This window comes from Agromyces chromiiresistens, from assembly GCF_029167465.1.
Lineage (GTDB): Bacteria > Actinomycetota > Actinomycetes > Actinomycetales > Microbacteriaceae > Agromyces > Agromyces chromiiresistens.
Window position 1 is genome coordinate 1,300,589 of sequence record NZ_JARFNL010000004.1, and the last position, 21,054, is coordinate 1,321,642.

Consider the following 21,054-nt stretch of genomic DNA (forward strand, 5'->3'; position numbering starts at 1 on the left):
CACGGCTATCCTGAGCGGATGACTCCCGAACCGCTCGAGGGCTTCTACACGATCATCCCGGCCGGGGGCGTGGGATCCAGGCTGTGGCCGCTCTCGCGCGCCGACGCGCCGAAGTTCCTGCACGACCTCACCGGCTCGGGGCAGACGCTCCTCAAGGACACGTGGGACCGCCTGGCCCCGCTCTCGGGCGACCAGCGCATCATGATCGTCACGGGCCGCGCGCATCGCGGCGCCGTCGAAGAGCAACTGCCCGACCTCGCCGACGCGAACATCGTGCTCGAATCCGAGCCGCGCGACTCGACGGCCGCGATCGGGCTCGCCGCGGCGATCCTCGAGCGCCGCGAGCCCGGGGTCGTCATCGGCTCCTTCGCCGCCGACCACGTCATCTCGGGCGACGCGCTCTTCCGGGCCGCGGTCACCGAGGCCGTCGCCGCGGCGAAGGCCGGGTACATCGCCACGATCGGCATCACGCCGACCGAGCCGGCGGTCGGCTTCGGCTACATCGAGTGCGGCGACCCGCTCGACATCCCGGGCACCGAGCACGCCGAGGCGGTGTCGAGCTTCGTCGAGAAGCCCGACCTCGCGACCGCGAAGCGCTACCTCTCGGGCGGCCGCCACCTCTGGAACGCGGGCATGTTCATCGCGCGCGCCGACCAGCTGCTCGCCGAGATCGAGCGCAACAAGCCCGAGCTGCACGCCGGACTCCTCGAACTCGCGGAAGCGTGGGAGGACCCCGCCACCCGAGGCCCCGCCGTCGACCGCATCTGGCCGAAGCTCGAGAAGATCGCGATCGACTACTCCGTCGCCGAGCCGGCCGCCGCCGCGGGCCGGCTCGCCGTCATCCGCGGGCACTTCCAGTGGGACGACGTCGGCGACTTCGCCTCGCTCGCGAAGCTCAACACGGCAGGGCGGTCGGGCGAGCTCGCCATCCTCGGCGAGCACGCCCGGGTCCTCGCGGACGCCTCGAGCGGCATCGTCGTGAGCCGTTCGAAGCGGGTGATCAGTCTCATCGGCGTTCGCGATATCGTCGTGGTCGACACTCCCGACGCGCTGCTGGTCACCACGAGCGAGCACGCGCAGCGCGTGAAGGCGGTCGTCGACGCCCTGCGGCTCGGCGGCTCGAGCGACGTGCTCTGACCGAACGACATTCGACGGAGAGACAGGGTTCAGGATGCCTCGGACACAGCGCAGCATCGTCGTCGTCACGCTGGCCGTGGCATCCCTCGCCCTCGTCTCGTGCGCGACCGCGCCCGAGACCGGCCCCACCGACGCGGCGAGCGACGTCTGCGCGCGGATGGTCACGAACTCGGGAGGGCTCGAGGACCGTTCGTTCAACCAGTCGAGCTGGGAGGGCCTGCAGGCCGCAGAAGCGGAGTACGGCATCGAGGCCGAGGCGATCGTCTCGACCGGCGAGACCGATCTCGCGCCGAACGTCGCCCAGGCGGTCGACTCGGACTGCCAGCTGATCGTCACCGTCGGCTGGGAGCTCGCCGAGTCCACGACCGACCAGGCGTCCAAGAATCCCGACCTCGACTTCGTGATCGTCGACGAGACGGTCGAGGGCGAGAACATCAAGCCCGTCGTCTTCGACACGGCGCAGGCGTCGTTCCTGGCCGGCTACCTCGCGGCAGGCGTCTCGAAGACGGGCGTCGTCGCGACGTTCGGCGGCGGCAACCAGCCGCCCGTCACGCTCTTCATGGACGGCTTCGTCGACGGCGTCGCGAAGTACAACGAGGTGCACGGCACGAACGTGCGGGCGCTCGGCTGGGACAAGGCGACGCAGGACGGCGCGTTCACGGGCGACTTCGAAGACGTCAACAAGGGCAAGACGCTCACGCAGGGCTTCATCGACCAGGGCGCCGACGTGATCCTGCCGGTGGCCGGACAGGTCGGCGAGGGGTCGGCGGCGGCGGCGCTCGAGCACGACGGGGTCTCGGTGATCTGGGTCGACAGCGACGGCTACGAGACGCTCTCCGCCGAGTACCGACCCGTGATCCTCACGAGCGTGCTGAAGAACACCCAGGACGCGATGGTCGAGATCGTCGGCGACGTCGTCGGCGACGAGTTCACGAACGACCCGTACATCGGCAGCCTCGCCAACGGCGGGGTCGAGATCGCCCCGTACCACGACCTCGCGCCCCTCGTGTCGGAGGAGCTCGACGCCGAGATCGAGGGGTTGCGCCAGGAGATCATCTCGGGCGACCTGGTGGTCGACTCCCCGAGCGCTCCGCAGCGGTCCTGACCCCCGGGTACCGCTTCACCCCCGTTCGCGGGGCAGATCACTTGCTCATATGAGCAGAATGTCGCGTATTCATAACCATTGACGATCGCGCGCCCCGGGAACGATCGCGCTCGACGAAACATTGGGTAACGTGACATCGATCAGCCCCCGCGAAGGTCGGGGTCTTGCGTCTTTGGAGGACACAGTGAAGGTCACGACCAAGAAGGCCGCGCTCGGCGGTCTCGCGCTGCTCGGCAGCAGCGCACTGCTGCTCGCGGGCTGCGCATCCGCGCCCTCGGAGGAGACTGCCGAACCGACTGCGCAGGCGATCGACGGCTTCCAGCCGTGCATGGTCTCCGACGCGGGCGGTTTCGACGACAAGTCCTTCAACCAGCTCGGATTCGAGGGCATCACGAAGGCCGCCGACGAGCTCGGCGTCGAGGCGATCACGGTCGAGTCGAAGGACGAGACCGAGTACGCCCCGAACCTCTCGAGCCTCGTCGACCAGGGCTGCTCCGTCATCGTGACCGTCGGCTTCGCGCTCTCGGCCGCCACGGTCGAGTCGGCACTGGCGAACCCCGACATCGAATACATCATCATCGACGACGCGGCCGACAACGACTTCGACGGCACCGTCGACTCGGAGAACATCAAGCCGATCCTCTTCGACACCGCCCAGGCCGCGTTCCTCGCGGGCTACGCGGGCGCCGACTTCTCGGAGACCGGCGTCGTCGGCACCTACGGCGGCATGAACTTCCCGACCGTGTCGATCTTCATGGACGGCTTCGCCCAGGGCGTCGACTACTACAACGGCGAGAAGGGCACCGACGTCAAGGTCGTCGGCTGGGACCGCGCCAAGCAGGACGGCTCCTTCACCGGCGGCTTCGAGGCGAACGACCAGGCCCGCCAGACCGCGCAGGCGCTCATCGACCAGAACATCGACGTGCTGCTGCCCGTCGGCGGCCCGATCTACCAGTCGGGCGCGGCCGCCGTGCGCGACTCGGGCCGTGACATCGCGATGCTCGGCGTCGACGCCGACCTCACGCAGACCGACCCCTCGGTCGCCGACCTGATCCTCACCTCGATCCTCAAGGGCATCGACGTGGCGACCTACGACTCGGTGCTCGCCGCCGGCACCGGCGAATTCGACCCGGCCCCGTACGTCGGCACGCTCGAGAACGAGGGCGTCGGCATCGCGCCGTTCCACGACTTCGAGTCGAAGGTCTCGCCCGAGCTCCAGGGCGAGCTCGACGACCTGAAGGCCGCCATCATCTCGGGTGACGTTCCCGTCGAGTCGTACCTCTCGGCGCAGGAGTAGCTCGTGACCGCCTGATCGGGGAGGCCGGTTCGCCGGCCTCCCCGATCTGCGTTCCACCGGTCGCGCGCTTTCGCGCCGGCCGCAACATCTGAGCGGCCCGCGATCCGGGCCGCCGACATCCGCGCAGCATCTGCTGCAGATGCAGCGCGCTCACTAGGATTCTGAACATGAAGCTCGAACTTCGCGATATCACGAAGCGGTTCGGCAGCCTGGTCGCGAACGACCATATCGACCTCACCGTGGAGGCCGGAGAGATCCACTGCCTGCTCGGCGAGAACGGTGCGGGCAAGTCGACGCTGATGAACGTGCTCTACGGCCTGTACCAGGCCGACGAGGGCGAGATCCTCCTCAATGACGAGGTGCAGCACTTCTCCGGGCCCGGCGACGCGATGGCCGCCGGCATCGGCATGGTGCACCAGCACTTCATGCTCATCCCCGTGTTCACGGTCGCCGAGAACGTCATGCTCGGCCACGAGGCCACCAAGGGGGGCGGGTTCCTCGACCTCGACGCCGCCCGTCGCCGGGTGCGCGAGATCAGCGAGCGCTTCGGGTTCGACGTCGACCCCGACGCGCTCGTCGACGACCTCCCCGTCGGGGTGCAGCAGCGGGTCGAGATCATCAAGGCGCTCTCGCGCGACGCGAAGGTGCTCGTGTTCGACGAGCCGACCGCGGTGCTCACCCCGCAGGAGACCGACGAGCTGATGCAGATCATGCGGCAGCTCAAGGCCTCCGGCACGTCGATCGTCTTCATCACCCACAAGCTGCGCGAGGTGCGCGAGGTCGCCGACCGGATCACCGTCATCCGGCTGGGGAAGGTCGTCGGCGAGGCATCCCCGACCGCCTCGAACACCGAGCTCGCCTCGCTCATGGTGGGGCGTGCGGTCGAACTGACCGTGCACAAGGACGCGCCGAAGCTCGGTGAGGCGGCGCTCGTCGTCCAGGGCCTCACCGTCATCGACCACATCGGCCAACTCGTCGTCAACGACGTGAGCTTCGAGGTGCGCCGGGGCGAGATCCTCGCCGTCGCGGGCGTGCAGGGCAACGGCCAGACCGAGCTCACCGAGGCGCTCCTCGGACTGCAGCCGCGGGTGCGCGGCTCGATCGCGCTCGACGGCATCGAGCTCACGACCGAGAGCGTCCGCAAGATCCTCGACTCCGGCGTCGGCTTCGTTCCCGAAGACCGCAACGAAGACGGCCTCGTCGGCGAGTTCACGATCGCCGAGAACCTCATGCTCGACCGTTCCGACAGCGCGCCGTTCGTCAAGGCGGGCACCATCCAGCGCGGCGTCCTCGCCGACTTCGCGCGCGACCGGGTCAAGGAGTTCGACGTCCGCACGCAGGGCATCGACGAGAAGGTGCGGCAGCTCTCGGGCGGCAACGCGCAGAAGGTCGTGCTCGCGCGCGAGCTCAGCCGTGAGCTCAGGCTGCTCGTCGCCGCCCAGCCCACGCGCGGCGTCGACGTGGGGTCGATCGAGTTCATCCACAAGCGCATCGTCGAGACCCGCGACCGCGGCGTGCCCGTCGTCGTCGTGTCGACCGAGCTCGACGAGGTCGCCGCACTCGCCGACCGGATCATGGTGATGTATCGCGGCAAGGTCGTCGGCATCGTGCCGGGCGACACCCCGCGCGACGTGCTCGGCCTCATGATGGCCGGCGAACAGCCCGCAGAAGGAGCCGCAGCATGAGCGACGCGCAGAGCCCGCACGGCACGCCGCAGACCACCTCGCCCGTCGCCGACGCGACGCCGACCGGCACGACCCCGCGCGACACGTCGACCGTGCCGGCCCAGGTGCCCGAACCGTCGCGATGGCACACGATGTGGCAGCAGATCGTCACGGGCAACGCGCTCATCTCGGTGCTCTCGGTCGTACTCGCGCTCATCGTCGGCGCGATCATGATCGCCTTCACCGACGAGAACGTGCAGCAGGCGAGCGCCTACTTCTTCGCCCGGCCTGGCGACACGCTCATCGCCGTCTGGGACTCGGTCTCCGGAGCCTACGTGGCGCTCTTCCAGGGGTCGGTGTACAACTTCCGGCGCGACAGCTTCGTCGACGGCATCAAGCCGCTGACCGACACGCTCACCTTCGCCACCCCGCTCATCGCGGGCGGTCTCGGCGTCGGGCTCGCGTTCCGCGTCGGCATGTTCAACATCGGTGGTCGCGGCCAGATGCTGATCGCCGCCTCGGTCGCCGGCTGGCTCGCCTTCGGCTTCGACCTGCCGTGGGGCCTGCACATGCTCGTCGCGCTCATCGGCGGCCTGCTCGGCGGCGCCCTGTGGGGCGGCATCGCCGGCCTCCTGAAGGCGCGCACTGGCGCGCACGAGGTCATCGTGACGATCATGCTCAACTTCGTCGCCTTCTACCTGGTGTCCTGGATGCTTCGTACGCCGGGCCTCCTTCAGGCTCCCGGTTCGTCGAACCCGAAGACGCCGCCGATGGCGGAGACTGCACAGTTCCCCAAGCTGTTCCAGTGGATGGGGTTGCCGTACAACCTGCACTTCGGCTTCATCCTCGCGCTCGCCGCGACGGTGCTCGTGTGGTGGATCCTCAGCCGTTCGAGCCTCGGTTTCCGCTTCCGGGCCGTCGGCGAGAACCCGAACGCCGCGCGCGTCGCGGGCATCAACGTGCCGTCGATGTACGTCTACGCGATGCTCATCTCGGGTGCACTGCTCGGCCTCGCCGGCGTGAGCCAGGTGCTCGGCACGGTCACCACTGGCTTCACCGCCGGGATCGACGCGGGCGTCGGCTTCGACGCGATCACCGTGGCGCTGCTCGGCCGCTCCTCGCCGTGGGGCATCTTCCTCGCGGGCATCCTGTTCGGTGCGTTCAAGGCCGGCGGCTACTCGATGCAGGCCGCCGAGGGCGTGCCCGTCGACATCGTGCTCGTGGTGCAGTCGCTCATCGTGCTGTTCATCGCTGCGCCGCCGCTCGTGCGCACCATCTTCCGCCTGCCCGACCCCTCCCGCGGGCCGAAACGACCGCGCCCGATCGTCACGAAGGAGGTGACGGCGAAGTGAGCACCGTCACCGAGCACCAGAAGGTCGCGCCGCCGCCCGACGCCCTCGCCAAGACCGTCGTCGTGAGCTGGAAGGCGCCGATCGCCTACGGCATCTTCACGCTCCTGACGCTCGCGCTCGCGGTGTTCGCCCCGCGAGACGGCGACACCACCTACCGGCTCATCGCCTCCGACAAGGACGCGATCAAGGTCGCCGACATCTCGGTGCCGGCCATGCCCGCGCTGTGGACGGTCGTGGTCCTCCTCGCCGTCATCACGGCCGTGTCCGTCTGGCTGGTCGCCTCGAAGCGCCGGGTGCCGCTCTGGCTCACCGTCGTGTACGCGGTGCTGTTCCTCTTCGGCTTCCTCACCTGGGCCGGCGCGGGTGCGACCCTCCCGATGATCGGCCTGCTCTACGGCGCGCTCAGCCTCTCCGTGCCGCTGATCTTCGGTGCGCTGACCGGCGTGCTCGGCGAGCGGGTCGGCATCATCAACATCGCGATCGAGGGTCAGCTGCTCGCCGGTGCCTTCACCTCGGCGGTGACCGCGTCGGTCGTCACCTCGTCGACGGGCGTCGTCTGGATCGGCCTGCTCTCGGGCGTGGTCGGCGCGATGATCGCGGGCATGCTCGTCGGCATGGTGCTCGCGGCGTTCTCGATCAAGTACTTCGTCGACCAGGTGATCGTCGGCGTCGTGCTCAACGTGCTCGTCACGGGCCTCACGAGCTTCTTCTTCTCGCAGGTGCTCTCGAACAACGCCGCCGTGCTGAACTCGCCGCCGAGGTTCCCGAGGCTGCCGATCCCGCTGCTCAGCGACATCCCCGTCATCGGCCCGGTCTTCTTCCGCCAGACGCTCGTCGTGTACATCATGTACATCGCGGTCGCGGCGGTCTACGTCGGGCTCTTCCACACGCGCTGGGGCCTCCGCCTCCGCGCGGTGGGCGAGCACCCGCAGGCGGCCGACACGGTCGGCATCAACGTCAACCGCACCCGGTTCTGGAACGTCGCCTTCGCCGGCGCCATCGCGGGCTTCGGCGGCATCTTCTTCACCCTCGGCTCGGGTATCGCCTTCAACAAGGAGATGACCGCCGGCATGGGCTTCATCGCCCTCGCCGCCGTCATCTTCGGCGGCTGGGACCCGATCCGAGCCACGCTGGCCGCGCTCCTGTTCGGCTTCGCGTCGAACCTGCAGAACACGCTCTCGGTGATCGGCTCGCCCGTGCCGAGCGAGTTCATGCTCATGCTGCCGTACGTGGTCACGATCATCGCGGTGGCCGGACTCGTCGGCAAGGTGCGCGGGCCTGCTGCGGCGGGCAAGCCGTACATCAAATCCTGACCGGACGCCTCGGGGCCGGCCCGGCCCCGAGGCATCCGTCACCCATCTCGAACCGGGGGAGCAGCATGACCGCCACCGACGTGATCGACTGGGCCGACCTGCGCGAGCGCGCACGCGAGGCCATGGCCAAGGCGTACGTGCCGTACTCCGAGTTCCCCGTCGGAGCGGCGGCCGTCGTCGACGACGGCCGCATCGTGAGCGGCTGCAACGTCGAGAACGCCTCGTACGGCGTGACGCTGTGCGCCGAGTGCTCGCTCGTGTCGGCACTCGTGATGTCGGGCGGCGGCAAGCTCGTCGCGTTCACGTGCGTCGACGGGCACGGGGCGACGCTCATGCCCTGCGGTCGCTGCCGCCAACTGCTCTACGAGCACTCAGCCGAGGGCATGGTGCTCGACACCGTCTCCGGCTTCAAGACCATCGACGAGGTGCTGCCCGACGCATTCGGGCCGCGCCAGCTCGCCGAATTCCGAGGAGAATCATGACCGACGCCGCCATCGAACCGTTCGACGCGGTCGACCTCATCCGCGCGAAGCGCGATCGCCGCGAGCTGACGACCGACGAGATCTCCTGGCTCGTCGACGCCTACACCCGCGGGTACGTCGCCGACGAGCAGATGTCGGCGATGACGATGGCGATCTTCCTCAACGGCATGGGCCGGCGTGAGATCCGCGACATGACGATGGCGATGATCGCCTCGGGCGAGCGCATGGACTTCTCGGGCCTCGGCAAGCCGACGAGCGACAAGCACTCCACGGGCGGCGTCGGCGACAAGATCACGCTGCCGCTCATGCCCCTCGTCGCGACCTTCGGCGTCGCGGTGCCGCAGCTCTCGGGCCGCGGCCTCGGCCACACCGGCGGCACGCTCGACAAGCTCGAGTCGATCCCGGGCTGGCGCGCCGACCTCACGAACGACGAGATGTTCGCGCAGTTGCGCGACGTGGGCGGCGTCATCTGCGCCGCCGGCGCCGGGCTCGCGCCCGCCGACAAGAAGCTGTACGCGCTGCGCGACATCACCGGCACGGTCGAGGCGATCCCGCTCATCGCCTCGTCGATCATGTCGAAGAAGATCGCCGAGGGCACGGGTGCGCTCGTGCTCGACGTGAAGTTCGGGTCGGGTGCGTTCCTGCAGGACATCGAGCGCTCGCGCGAGCTGGCCCGCACCATGGTGGAGCTCGGGGAGGACGCCGGCGTCGCCACGAGCGCCCTCATCACGAACATGAACGTGCCGCTCGGCCTCACGATCGGCAATGCCAACGAGGTGCGCGAGTCGGTCGAGGTGCTCGCGGGCGGCGGCCCCGCCGACGTGCGCGAGCTGACGGTCGAACTCGCCCGCGAGATGCTCGCGCTCGCGGGCCGCGACGGCGACGACGTCGAGGCCGCACTCGACGACGGTCGCGCGATGGACACCTGGCGCCGATCGATCGTCGCCCAGGGCGGCGACCCAGATGCGCCGCTGCCCGTCTCGCGCGAGCAGCACGTCGTCACCGCCGACCGCGACGGCGTGCTCGTCGCCCAGGAGGCGCTGCCGTTCGGCATCGCAGCCTGGCGCCTCGGCGCGGGCCGCGCGCGCAAGGAGGACCCGGTGCACCACGCCGCTGGCATCGACCTGCACGCGAAGCCCGGCGACGCGGTGCGCGCGGGACAGCCGCTGTTCACGCTCCACGCCGACGAGCCCGCGCGCTTCGAACGCGCCCTCGCGGCGGTCGAGGGCGCCTGGCGCATCGGCGACGAGGGCGACCCGATCGACGACGGCGGGCCGCTCATCGCCGACCGCATCGGGCGCTGAGCCCCTCGGGCGATCGGGTAGCGGAGCGGCTCGAGATCCCAGCTTCGAGATTGCCGAGACTTCGCGGCAGCCGCGCCGCTATCGTTGTCTCGTGAACACGATTCCGACCGAGTACCGCCTCGAGGGCGACGGCACGAACATCCAGGCGCTGCCGAAGATCTCGCTCCACGATCATCTCGACGGCGGCCTGCGCCCGCAGACCCTCATCGAGCTCGCCGACGAGCTCGGTCTCGAGGTGCCCGCCGCCGATGAGGAGTCGCTCGCGACGTGGTTCACCGACCAGTCGAACTCGGGTTCGCTCGTCGAATACCTGAAGACCTTCGACCTCACCACCGCGGTCATGCAGACCCGCGCGGGGCTCACGCGCGTCGCACGCGAGTTCGTGCAGGACCTGGCGGCCGACGGCGTCGTCTACGGCGAGATCCGCTGGGCGCCCGAACAGCACCTCACCCGTGGTCTCACGCTCGACGAGGCCGTCGAGGCGGTGCAGGCCGGCCTCGAGCAGGGTGCCGACGACGTGCGGCACCAGGGCGGAGCCATCCGCACCGGACAGCTCGTCACCGCGATGCGCCACGCCGACCGCGGCCTCGAGATCGCCGAGCTGGCCGTGCGGCACCGCGACCGCGGCGTCGTCGGATTCGACATCGCCGGCGCCGAAGCGGGCTTCCCGCCGAGCCGGCACCGCACCGCGTTCGACTACCTCGCGAGCCAGTTCATGCCCGTCACCGTGCACGCCGGCGAGGCCGACGGTCTCGAGTCGATCCGCGGAGCGCTGCTCGACGGCCGCGCGCTGCGGCTCGGGCACGGCGTGCGCCTCGCCGAAGACCTGGTGATCGAGCGTCAGGACGACGAGAACACCTACGTCTCGCTCGGCCCGGTCGCGCAGTGGGTGCGCGACCGCGAGATCGCCCTCGAGACGAGCCCGTCGTCGAACCTGCAGACCGGTGCGATCGCGGCCTGGGGCGACGAGCTCATCGATCACCCGTTCGACCTGCTGTACCAGCTGGGCTTCCGGGTGACGGTCAACACCGACAACCGCCTGCAGTCGGGCACGAGCCTCACCCGCGAGCTCGCGCTGCTGAGCGACGCGTTCGGCTACGACCTCGACGACCTCGAGACCTTCCAGCTCAACGCCGCAGCCGCGGCCTTCCTGCCGCTCGACGATCGCGACGAACTCGCCGAGCTCATCCAAGACGGCTTCGACGAAGCCTGACGACGAGCCCTGCGGCCGGATGCCTCGCGCCTCCGCCGTCCGCCCGCCGCCCCCGAACGGACCCGAGATGAACCTCCCACCGCTGCCCGACGACGCCGTCGTCATCGGCGCGCACGCATCCGACTGGCGAGCCGCCGTCCGTGAGGCCGGCCGCGCCCTCACCCGGTCGGGTTCGACGCGCGCCGAGTACGCCGACCGCATGGTCGCCGTCATCGAGGAGTTCGGTGCCTACGTCGTGATCGCCCCGGGCCTCGCGCTCGCGCACGCGCGCCCCGGCCCCGACGTGCGACGCGAGGGCATCGCGGTGGTGACGCTCGCCGAGCCCGTGCCGTTCGGCCACCCGCACAACGATCCCGTGCGCGTCGTCGTCGGGCTCGCCGTGTCGAACGCCGAAGAGCACGTCGCCTCGGTCGCGACGCTCGCGAACGTCTTCAACGACCCGCACGCCGTCGGTCGCATCGCCCGCGCGGGCGACGCCGCCGAGGTACGCGGGCTGCTCGGCCTCGAGGCCGCCGCGTGAAGATCGTGGCCGTGTGCGGTGCCGGCATCGGCACCTCGGCGATCCTGAAGGTGAACGCCGAGCGGGCCCTCGAGCGGCTCGAGCTGTCGGCCGATGTCGACGCGAGCGATCTCGCCGGCGTCGCCGTCGCGGCGGCCGATGCGCAGGTCATCCTCACCTCGACCGAGCTGTCGGGTGCGGTGCGCGAGGCGATCGGTCGCAGCTACACCGAGGTCGTCGAAGTCGTGAACTACTTCGACGTCGACGAGATCACGCGGCTGCTCGAGCGCTCGCTCGGCTGAGGCACGCGGTCGCTCCGGCGGTGCCGCCTGCGCGCTCGTCGCGCAACTGCGCGCCCGTCCCAGCGCATCGAGCGTGCACTCACCGCCCGCTTCAGGGCGAGGAGTGCACGCTCGAAGCGCTGTGGCGAGCCGCACTCCTCGAGTGTCGTCGGCGAGGGGACGTCGACCACCGCATGCTCGACGAGGTGGGGCCTCAGGCGACGAGCGCGCGCATGCCCGCCTCGAGGGCGGCGATCGTCGCCGTCGCCGCGGCGCGGCGGTCGGCGACCGTGCCCCGGTCGGACACGGCGTCGAGATAGACCTTGAGCTTCGGCTCGGTGCCGCTCGGGCGCACCATCACCCGCGAACCGCCCTCGAGCACGATGCGCAGCACGTCCGACGGCGGCAGGTCGCCGAACCCGTCGGCGAGGTCCTCGATGCGCTCGACCCGGATGCCGCCGACCGACGCCGGCGGTTCGGCGCGCAGGCGCTTCATGACGGCGCCGATGCGCGAGAGGTCGGTGACGCGGATCGACACCTGGCCCGAGGCATGGCAGCCGAACTTCTCGACGAAGTCGTCGAGGTGGTCGGCGACCGTCTTTCCGGCGGCCTTCAGCTCGGCGGCGAGCGAGAGGAACGCGACCGCTGCCGAGATGCCGTCCTTGTCGCGTACGACATCGGGATTCACGAGATAGCCGAGCGCCTCCTCGAAGCCGAACACGAGGCCCGGTGCCCGCGAGATCCACTTGAAGCCGGTGAGCGTCGCCTCGAAGTCGAGCCCGTAGGCGCGGGCGACGGCCTCCAGCCCGGGAGAGGAGACGATCGAGCACGCGAGCGCGCCGTTCGGCCCGCCTTCGCCGGTGGCGGCATCGGCGGCACGGCGTGCGGCGAGCCATCCGAGCGTGAGGCCGACCTCGTTGCCGGTCAGGCGGCGGTAGCCGACGCCGTCGGGCGCCGTCGGGTCGGGGATCGCGATCGCGAGCCGATCGGCGTCGGGGTCGTTCGCGACGATGAGCTCGGCGCCGACGGCGCGGGCGCGCTCGAACGACAGGTCCATCGCGCCCGGCTCCTCGGGGTTCGGGAACGAGACGGTCGGGAACGCCGCGTCGGGGGCGATCTGCGCCTCGACGAGCGTGGGGGCGTCGAAGCCCGCGGCCTCGAGCACGCGCGACGCCGTCTCCCATCCGACGCCGTGCATGGCCGTGTAGACGACGCGGGGCTGCGCGGCCGGCGTGCCGGGGGAGGCGCTCGCGGCCGTCTGCCGCACGTACTCGTCGACGACCGACTCTGGGGCGAGCTCGAACGCTCCGCGAGGCAGCGCGGGCACCGTCGTCGCCGACGCGACGCTCAGGATGTGCGCCGCGATCTCGGCGTCGGCCGGCGCGACGATCTGGGACCCGTGGTTCGAGCCGCCGAGGTACACCTTGTAGCCGTTGTCGTTCGGCGGGTTGTGCGAGGCCGTCACCATGACGCCCGCCGAGGTGTCGAGATGGCGCACCGCGAAGGCGAGCACGGGGGTCGGCAGCAGGCGCGGCAGCAGCACGGCGCGCACGCCGGCGCCGGCGAAGACCTCGGCCGAGTCGCGGGCGAACACGTCGGAGTTCTTGCGGCCGTCGTAGCCGATCACGACCGACGGGGTCGTGCCGGGCTCGGCCCGCTCGAGCAGGTACGACGCGAGGCCCGCCGCGGCCTGCGACACGAGCACGCGGTTCATGCGGTTCGGTCCCGCGGCGATCTCACCGCGCAGTCCCGCGGTGCCGAAGGCGAGCCGGGAGTCGAAGCGGTCGGCGAGGTCGGCCGCGGCCGCGGCGTCGCCGCCGCGCACGGCCTCGACGATCGCGGCGAGCTCGGCGCGGGTCTCGGGGTCGGGGTCCTGCGCGATCCACGCCTCGGCGAGGGCGACGCGCTCGGCGTCGCGAGGGTCGAATTCGTGCGACATCCGTCGTCGTCCTTCCTGCGGTTCCTGCGCTGGGCCTAGAGCGAGGCGACGATCTTCGCGAGCAGGGCGCTGATCACGGGCTCGGCGGCCTGGCCGGCCTCGATGACCTCCTGGTGGCTGAGCGGCGTCTGCTGGATGCCGGCCGCGAGGTTCGTGATGAGCGACATGCCGAGCACCTCCATGCCCGACTGGCGCGCGGCGATGGCCTCGAGCGCGGTCGACATGCCGACGATGTGCCCGCCGATGGCCTTCGCCATCTGCACCTCGGCGGGAGTCTCGTAGTGGGGGCCGGTGAACTGGCAGTAGACGCCCTCGTCGAGGGTCGGGTCGATCGAGTGCGCGAGGTCGCGCAGCCGCTGGGAGTAGAGGTCGGTGAGGTCGACGAACGTCGCGCCCTCGAGCGGCGAGTCGGCCGTGAGGTTGATGTGATCGCTGATGAGCACGGGCGTGCCGGGCTTCCAGTGCTCCTTGATGCCACCGGCGCCGTTCGTGAGGATCATCGTCGTGGCACCCGTCGCGGCCGCCGTGCGCACCGAGTGCACGACCCGGCGCACGCCGTGGCGCTCGTAGTAGTGGGTGCGGGCGCCGATGACCAGCGCGCGCTTGCCGGTCGGCAGCAGCACCGAGCGAAGCGTGCCGACGTGGCCCTCGACGGCGGGCTTCGAGAATCCGGGCACGTCGGTCGCGGCGATCGTGTGCGTCGTCTCGCCGATGAGCTCCGCGGCCTTGCCCCAGCCCGAACCGAGCGTGAGGGCGATGTCGTGCCGCTCGACCCCGGTCAGGGCGGCGATCTGCGCCGCAGCCTCACGGGCGATGGCGAAGGGGTCAGCTGAGGGCGCGTCGAGCGGGTTGGCATCGTGCATCCCACCACTCTAGAACCCACCGGATGCATCGGGCACGGCGCCGCTCATGTGCTGGCCGGGCACGCGGAACTGACAGAATATGAGCATGGCCTACGAGTTCGAGCGCACGCAACGGATCGCCGTCCTCGGAGGGGGGCCCGGCGGGTACGAAGCCGCACTCGCCGCGGCGCAGCTCGGGGCCGAGGTCACCCTGGTCGAGCGTGCGGGCGTGGGCGGTTCGGCCGTGCTCACCGACGTCGTGCCCTCGAAGTCGCTCATCGCCACGGCGGAGGCGTCGAACGCGGTGAAGGAGGCGGCCGACCTCGGCGTGCAGTTCTACGCGAAGGGCGAGGCCGACAAGGCCGTGAAGCCCCAGGTCGCGATCAACCTCGCCGCCGTGAACAAGCGGCTGCTCGGCCTCGCGGCGCAGCAGTCCGAAGACATGCGCTCGAACCTGCTCGAGGCCGGCGTGCACCTCGTGCACGGCGAGGGTCGCCTCGACGGTCCGAACGCCGTGATCGTCGCGACCGCCAAGGGCGGCACCGACTTCGACCGCATCGAGGCCGACACGCTCGTGCTCTCGGTCGGCGCGACGCCGCGCGTGCTGCCGACCGCGGTGCCCGACGGCGAGCGCATCCTCACGTGGACCCAGCTCTACTCGCTCCAGCAGGTGCCCGAACACCTCATCGTCGTGGGCTCCGGCGTCACGGGCGCCGAGTTCGCCTCGGCGTACCGCGCCCTCGGGGCGAAGGTCACGCTCATCTCGAGCCGGGACCAGGTGCTGCCCGGGGAGGACGCCGACGCGGCATCCGTCATCGAGAAGGTGTTCAAGCGCAACGGCATGAAGGTGCTGAACAAGTCGCGGGCCGAGTCGGTCGTGCGCGACGGCGACGGCGTCGTCGCGACGCTGTCCGACGGACGCCAGGTGCAGGGCTCGCACTGCCTCATGGCGGTCGGATCGGTGCCGAACACCCGTGACCTCGGCCTCGAGGAGGCGGGCGTGCAGCTCGCCGAGTCGGGGCACATCCGGGTCAACCGGGTCGCGCGCACGTCGATGCCGAACATCTACGCCGCCGGCGACTGCACGACGTTCATGCCGCTCGCCTCGGTCGCCTCGATGCAGGGGCGCACGGCCGTGTTCCACGCGATGGGCGACGTCGTGAACCCGCCCGAGAACCGCAACATCACCTCGAACATCTTCACGCAGCCCGAGATCGCGACCGTCGGCTGGACCGAGAAGGAGATCGAGGAGGGCGTCGTGCCGGGCGTCGTCTACAAGCTGCCGCTCTCGTCGAACCCGCGGGCGAAGATGATGGGCATCCGCGAGGGCTTCGTGAAGCTCTTCGCCTCGAGCGGTTCGGGCTCGATCATCGGCGGCGTCATCGTCGCGCCGAAGGCGTCGGAGCTCATCTTCCCGCTCGCGCTCGCCGTCGAGCACCGGCTCACGGTCGACCAGTTCGCCGAGGCGTTCCCGGTGTACCCGTCGCTGTCGGGCTCGCTCACCGACGCCGCGCGGGCCATGCACATCGTGCGCTGACGCGCGCGTCCCGACGCCCCGCCCGCACCGACCCGGGCGTACGCTGGGCACACGCAGCGCCGCGCCCGCGGCGCGATGACCGCTTGGGGGAGCGATGAACCTGCGCGTGAAATCGGTCGAGGCCTCGATCGCCGACTCGAGCGACGAGAGCCGCAGCCTCAAACGCTCGCTCGGCACCTGGGACCTCGCGCTCATGGGCATCGCCGTCGCGGTCGGGGCTGGCATCTTCTCGGTCGGGGCGCAGGCCGCGGCGAACTACGCCGGCCCGAGCGTGATCCTCTCGTTCGTGCTCGCTGCGATCACGTGCGGGCTCGCGATCATGTGCTACGCGGAGTTCGCCTCGACGGTGCCCGTCGCGGGCAGCGCGTACACCTTCACGTACGCCACGATGGGCGAGCTCCTCGCGTGGATCATCGGCTGGGACCTCATCCTCGAGATGTTCACGGCCGCCGCCGTGCTCGCGAAGTACTGGGGCGTGTACCTCTCCGAGGCGCTGCTCGCCTTCGGCGTGCCGTTCCCGGCGACCCTCTCCATCGGCGGGGTCGAGGTCAGCTGGCCGGCATTCCTCATCGTCGCGGTCTTCACCGTCCTGCTCGTCGCCGGGACGAAGCTCACGGCGCGCGTCGGCGCCGTGTTCACGCTCATCAAGGTCGCGATCGTGCTCTTCGTGATCGTCGTGGGCTTCTTCTTCGTGCAGGCCTCGAACTTCACGCCCTTCATCCCCGAGGCGGTGCCGACGACCGGCGGTGCCGAGGATGCCTGGACGCAGTCGCTCTTCGCCTGGCTCACGGGTGCCGCGCCGGCGCAGTACGGCGTGTTCGGCATGCTCGCCGCGGCCTCCCTCGTCTTCTTCGCCTTCATCGGGTTCGACGTCGTCGCCACGAGTGCCGAGGAGGTGCGCGAGCCCCAGAAGCGGCTGCCGCGCGGCATCTTCCTCGGCCTCGGCATCGTGACCCTGCTCTACGTGCTCGTCTCGATCGTGATGACGGGCATGGTGTCGTACACCGAGCTCGCCGCGGAGGAGACGCCGTCGCTCGCGACCGCGTTCCGGCTGGTCGGGCAGGACTGGGCGTCGGCCGTCATCTCGCTCGGCGCGCTCGCCGGCCTCACGACGGTGATCATGGTGCTGCTGCTCGGCCTCTCGCGCATCGTGTTCGCGATGAGCCGCGACGGGCTGCTGCCGCGATGGCTGTCGAAGACGACCGAGCACACGAAGACGCCCGCCCGTATCCAGATCATCGGCGGCACCGTGGTCGCGCTCGTCGCCGCCTTCACCGATGTGGGGCTCCTCGAGGAGATGATCAACATCGGCACGCTGTCGGCCTTCGTGCTCGTGTCGGTCGGCATCGTCGTGCTGCGTCGCACCCGGCCCGACCTGCCGCGCGGGTTCCGCGTGCCGTTGTCCCCGGTGCTTCCGATCCTGTCGGCCGCGCTCTGCGTCTGGCTCATGCTCAACCTCACGACGCTCACCTGGGTGCGCTTCCTCGTCTGGCTCGCGCTCGGCGTCGTCATCTACCTGCTCTACGGTCGGCGTCGCTCTCGGCTCGCCGGCGAGCGGGTCAGCGAGGTCGAGCTGCCGACGGCCCAGGGAACCTGACGGGTCGCTGCTCCACTCCGATCCTGTCAACAGCGTTGACATCGATGTTCACCCGTCGATAGTCTCCGAATCATCCAGCGTCGATCGGGCGATGACGCCGCGACCGACCCACCGGTGACGACGAGGTTCCAGGAGGCGGAGATGACCGCGACACGCGCGACGGGCACGACGACGACCACGGCCGGCGGGGGAGGTGTCACGCGACGGGCCGTGCTCGGGATCGGCGCAGCAGGCGTGGCCGGTGCGGCGACCGTCGCGCTCACCGCTGGCGCTCGCCGGCCGGTCGGCACGGGCTCCGACCACCGCATGTGGGATGCGATCGTGCTCGGTGCCGGCGCATCCGGGCTCGGCGCCGCACGCACGCTCGCCGACGCGGGACGCAGCGTGCTCGTGCTCGAGGCGCGCGACCGGATCGGCGGGCGCATGTGGACCGATCGCACGACCATGTCCATCCCGATCGAGCGCGGTGCGGAGCTCGTGCACGGCAGCCGGGCCTCGACCTGGGACCTCATCGAGGCGGAGGGCATCACGACCCGGCGCCAGCAGTCGATCTGGGGCCGGCTCGCGCCCGGTACGCCGTGGCTCGACGGCACGACGTACGCGTCGTTGAAGTTCCCGCTCGGTGCGCCGGGCGGCCCGCTGCCCGAGCCGGCCGACGGCGAGACGGCGCTCGCCTGGCTCGAGCGCGTCGGCATCCCGCGCGAGAACTACCCCATCCTGCTCGCCGCGATCGAGGTCGACTCCGAGCAGTTCGACGTGCTGCCGGCAGCGTGGGTCGTCGACACGGTCGCGTGGGCGATCGCCGAACAGGACGTCCCGGCGTCGACGCCGTTCCCGGATCCCTACGACGATCACCGTGTGATCGGCGGCTACGACCAGGTGCTCAGGCCGCTCGCGGCCGGGCTGCCGATCCGGCTCGGCGCGCGGGTGCACACGGTCGAGCATCGGGCCGGCCGCGTCGACGTGCACACGAGTCGCGGCAGCTACCAGGCGAAGACGCTCGTCGTGGCGTTGCCGGGCGGCGTACTGAAGCACGGCGACGTGACCTTCGACCCGCCGCTGCCCGCCGACCGTCGCGACGGGCTCCAGCAGATCGAGTACCTGCCGGTGTTCAAGGGCATCCTGGAGTTCGCGGCGCCGGTGGTGCCGCCGGGCCACCCGGTCGCGCGGCAGTGGGACGTCATGACGACCTTCTCGAAGCGCCCGCCGAGCCTCTGGAACGCCTCACTCGGAACGCCCGGCTATCACGGGGAGATCGCGGTCGCGTGGGCGACCGGCGGTGTCGCGCAGGATCTGCTCGACCTGCCCGAGGCCGAGCGGCTCGCGGCGGCGCTCGACAACGTGCGCACCGCCGTCGGCGACCAGGGGTTGCAGGCCGTCAACGCCTCGACCTACGACTGGTCGAAGGACGAGTTCGCCCGGGGCGCCTACCCTGGCCCGTTCTCGCGACGCACCGGGCTCAACGGGCCGATCGGCGACACGGTCTTCTGGGCCGGCATGGTGACGAGCACGATCCACTCGTCGCGAAACTCGGGCATCACGGCGGCGAAGCAGGCGCTCGCCGCGCTCGCACTCCGCTGAGGGTCCGTGCCGTGCCGGCACTCCCCGGACGGACGAACGGGATGCCGCGAGCGATGAGCTCGCGGCATCCCGTTCGTCCGTGGGGATCAGGCGTCGGCGATCGAGAGCAGCAGGTGCCCGCTCGACACGGTCGCGCCGGGCTCGGCGTTGATGCCGCCGATGACGCCGTCCTTATGGGCGACGATCGGCTGCTCCATCTTCATCGCCTCGAGCACGAGCACGAGGTCGCCCTTGACGACCTTGTCGCCCTCGGCGACGGCGACCTTCACGACGGTGGCCTGCATGGGCGCCTTCACGGCATTGCCGGTGCCCGTGTCGACGGTGTGCGAACCGCTCCGGCGGCGCGGCGCGGCGCCGGCGGTGTGCGAGAGGGATGCCCCGCCGGCGAGTCGCTTCGGCAGGCTGACCTCGATGCGACGACCGGCGACCTCCACGACGACGTTCGAACGCGCGGCGGGGCCGCTCGTCTCTTCGAGCTCGCCCGACCACGGTTCGAGGCGGTTGTCGTACTCGGTCTCGATCCAGCGGGTGTAGACCGAGAAGGGCTCGTCGCCGGCCGGCGCGAAGGCGGGGTTGTCGACGATGTCGCGGTGGAAGGGCAGCACCGTCGGGAGCCCCGCGACCTCGAACTCGTCGAGGGCGCGTCGTGCACGCTCGAGCGCGTCCTTGCGATCGCGTCCGGTGACGATGAGCTTCGCGAGCAGCGAGTCGAACGCCCCCGAGATCTCGTCGCCGCTCGTGACGCCCGAGTCGACGCGCACGCCGGGCCCGCCGGGGAAGCGGAGCTGGTGGATCGGGCCGGGAGCGGGGAGGAAGCCGCGACCGGGGTCTTCGCCGTTGATGCGGAACTCGATCGAGTGCCCCTGGGTCACGGGGTCGGGGTAGTCGAGCACGCCGCCCTCGGCGAGGCGGAACTGCTCGCGCACGAGGTCGAGCCCGGTGACCTCCTCGGAGACGGGGTGCTCGACCTGCAGGCGGGTGTTCACCTCGAGGAACGAGACCGTGCCGTCCTGGCCGATGAGGAACTCGCAGGTGCCCGCGCCGACGTAGCCGACCTCCTTGAGGATGGCCTTCGAGGCGCTGTAGAGGGCCTCGACCTGGGCGTCGGTGAGGAAGGGCGCGGGCGCCTCTTCGACGAGCTTCTGGTGGCGGCGCTGCAGCGAGCAGTCGCGGGTCGACACGACCACGACGTTGCCGTGCTGGTCGGCGAGGCACTGGGTCTCGACGTGGCGCGGCTTGTCGAGGTACTTCTCGACGAAGCACTCGCCGCGGCCGAACGCCGCGACGGCCTCGCGGGTGGCCGACTCGAAGAGCTCGGCGACCTCGTCGCGTTCGCGGGCGACCTTGAGGCCGCGACCGCCGCCTCCGAACGCCGCCTTGATCGCGACGGGGAGACCGTGCACGTCGACGAAGTCGAGCACCTCCGAGGCGTCAGCCACTGGGTTGAGCGTGCCGGGCGCGAGCGGTGCGCCCACCTTCTCGGCGACGTGCCGCGCCGAGACCTTGTCGCCCAGCCGCTCGATCGCCTCGGGCGACGGCCCGATCCAGATGAGGCCCGCCTCGATGACGGCGCGGGCGAAGTCGGAGTTCTCGGCGAGGAAGCCGTAGCCCGGGTGCACGGCGTCGGCGCCCGAGCGCCGCGCGACCGAGAGGATCTTGTCGATGACCAGGTACGTGTCGGCGCTCGTGGTGCCGTCGAGGGCGTACGCCTCGTCGGCGAGCTTCACGTGGCGGGCGTCGCGGTCCTGGTCGGCGTACACGGCGACCGAGCCGAGGCCGGCGTCGCGAGCGGCGCGGATGACGCGGACGGCGATCTCTCCACGGTTGGCGATGAGGACCTTGGTGATGCGCGGCATAATCCCCAAGCCTATTGCGCGGGCACGTCACACCTTTGGGCGACCTCCACAAAAT

General features: G+C 70.6%; 17 protein-coding genes. 14 read left to right on the forward strand and 3 right to left on the reverse strand.

Annotated features, from left to right (window positions below):
- The first annotated feature begins 18 nt into the window (after positions 1 to 18).
- The 11 genes from PX701_RS13250 to PX701_RS13300 all read left to right on the forward strand — a co-directional run bounded on the left by PX701_RS13250 (position 19) and on the right by PX701_RS13300 (position 11,668).
- Positions 19 to 1,137 carry a mannose-1-phosphate guanylyltransferase gene (locus PX701_RS13250; RefSeq protein WP_275506553.1) on the forward strand — a complete coding sequence of 373 codons (1,119 nt, stop codon included), beginning with the start codon at positions 19 to 21 and terminating at the stop codon, positions 1,135 to 1,137.
- Between the two features lie 34 nt (positions 1,138 to 1,171).
- Positions 1,172 to 2,242: a BMP family lipoprotein gene (locus tag PX701_RS13255; RefSeq protein ID WP_275506554.1), complete on the forward strand. Its 1,071-nt coding sequence runs from the start codon at positions 1,172 to 1,174 to the stop codon at positions 2,240 to 2,242.
- A gap of 184 nt (positions 2,243 to 2,426) precedes the next feature.
- On the forward strand, positions 2,427 to 3,539 hold the full coding sequence (locus PX701_RS13260) for a BMP family lipoprotein (protein WP_231431634.1): 1,113 nt from the start codon (positions 2,427 to 2,429) through the stop codon (positions 3,537 to 3,539).
- Positions 3,540 to 3,706: 167 nt separating this feature from the next.
- On the forward strand, positions 3,707 to 5,224 hold the full coding sequence (locus tag PX701_RS13265; protein ID WP_231431633.1) for an ABC transporter ATP-binding protein: 1,518 nt from the start codon (positions 3,707 to 3,709) through the stop codon (positions 5,222 to 5,224).
- Positions 5,221 to 6,555 carry an ABC transporter permease gene (locus PX701_RS13270; RefSeq protein WP_231431632.1) on the forward strand — a complete coding sequence of 445 codons (1,335 nt, stop codon included), beginning with the start codon at positions 5,221 to 5,223 and terminating at the stop codon, positions 6,553 to 6,555. The genes PX701_RS13265 and PX701_RS13270 overlap by 4 nt, the downstream gene beginning before the upstream one ends.
- Positions 6,552 to 7,868 carry an ABC transporter permease gene (locus PX701_RS13275; protein ID WP_275506555.1) on the forward strand — a complete coding sequence of 439 codons (1,317 nt, stop codon included), beginning with the start codon at positions 6,552 to 6,554 and terminating at the stop codon, positions 7,866 to 7,868. Before PX701_RS13270 ends, PX701_RS13275 begins: the two co-directional genes overlap by 4 nt.
- 65 nt (positions 7,869 to 7,933) lie before the next feature.
- Positions 7,934 to 8,350, forward strand: a complete 417-nt coding sequence (locus PX701_RS13280) for a cytidine deaminase (protein ID WP_244854905.1) — start codon at positions 7,934 to 7,936, stop codon at positions 8,348 to 8,350.
- Positions 8,347 to 9,654 (forward strand): thymidine phosphorylase, encoded by a 1,308-nt coding sequence (locus tag PX701_RS13285; RefSeq protein WP_231431629.1) that lies wholly within the window; start codon positions 8,347 to 8,349, stop codon positions 9,652 to 9,654. The genes PX701_RS13280 and PX701_RS13285 overlap by 4 nt, the downstream gene beginning before the upstream one ends.
- A 100-nt stretch (positions 9,655 to 9,754) precedes the next feature.
- Positions 9,755 to 10,867 (forward strand): adenosine deaminase, encoded by a 1,113-nt coding sequence (locus tag PX701_RS13290; RefSeq protein ID WP_420831084.1) that lies wholly within the window; start codon positions 9,755 to 9,757, stop codon positions 10,865 to 10,867.
- A 67-nt stretch (positions 10,868 to 10,934) separates the two neighbouring features.
- Entirely contained in the window at positions 10,935 to 11,387 is a 453-nt protein-coding gene (locus PX701_RS13295; protein WP_231431627.1) for a PTS sugar transporter subunit IIA, read from the forward strand.
- Positions 11,384 to 11,668, forward strand: a complete 285-nt coding sequence (locus PX701_RS13300; protein ID WP_231431626.1) for a PTS sugar transporter subunit IIB — start codon at positions 11,384 to 11,386, stop codon at positions 11,666 to 11,668. The genes PX701_RS13295 and PX701_RS13300 overlap by 4 nt, the downstream gene beginning before the upstream one ends.
- A 193-nt stretch (positions 11,669 to 11,861) precedes the next feature.
- Here PX701_RS13300 and PX701_RS13305 read toward each other — a convergent pair whose 3' ends face one another.
- Positions 11,862 to 13,586 (reverse strand): phospho-sugar mutase, encoded by a 1,725-nt coding sequence (locus PX701_RS13305; RefSeq protein WP_275506557.1) that lies wholly within the window; start codon positions 13,584 to 13,586, stop codon positions 11,862 to 11,864.
- A 35-nt stretch (positions 13,587 to 13,621) separates the two neighbouring features.
- Positions 13,622 to 14,449: a purine-nucleoside phosphorylase gene (locus PX701_RS13310; protein WP_231431624.1), complete on the reverse strand. Its 828-nt coding sequence runs from the start codon at positions 14,447 to 14,449 to the stop codon at positions 13,622 to 13,624.
- An 85-nt stretch (positions 14,450 to 14,534) separates the two neighbouring features.
- On the opposite strand from PX701_RS13310, the gene PX701_RS13315 reads away from it, so the two are divergent.
- From PX701_RS13315 to PX701_RS13325, 3 genes are all read left to right on the forward strand, one after another.
- Positions 14,535 to 15,965 (forward strand): NAD(P)H-quinone dehydrogenase, encoded by a 1,431-nt coding sequence (locus PX701_RS13315; RefSeq protein ID WP_231431623.1) that lies wholly within the window; start codon positions 14,535 to 14,537, stop codon positions 15,963 to 15,965.
- Between the two features lie 94 nt (positions 15,966 to 16,059).
- Complete coding sequence (locus tag PX701_RS13320; protein ID WP_231431622.1) at positions 16,060 to 17,562, forward strand: amino acid permease; 1,503 nt, start codon at positions 16,060 to 16,062, stop codon at positions 17,560 to 17,562.
- 141 nt (positions 17,563 to 17,703) lie between these two features.
- Complete coding sequence (locus PX701_RS13325) at positions 17,704 to 19,143, forward strand: flavin monoamine oxidase family protein (protein ID WP_275506558.1); 1,440 nt, start codon at positions 17,704 to 17,706, stop codon at positions 19,141 to 19,143.
- Positions 19,144 to 19,229: 86 nt separating this feature from the next.
- Here the strand turns inward: PX701_RS13325 and PX701_RS13330 are convergent, their stop codons facing one another.
- On the reverse strand, positions 19,230 to 20,999 hold the full coding sequence (locus tag PX701_RS13330; RefSeq protein ID WP_275506559.1) for an acetyl/propionyl/methylcrotonyl-CoA carboxylase subunit alpha: 1,770 nt from the start codon (positions 20,997 to 20,999) through the stop codon (positions 19,230 to 19,232).
- Positions 21,000 to 21,054 lie beyond the last annotated feature (55 nt).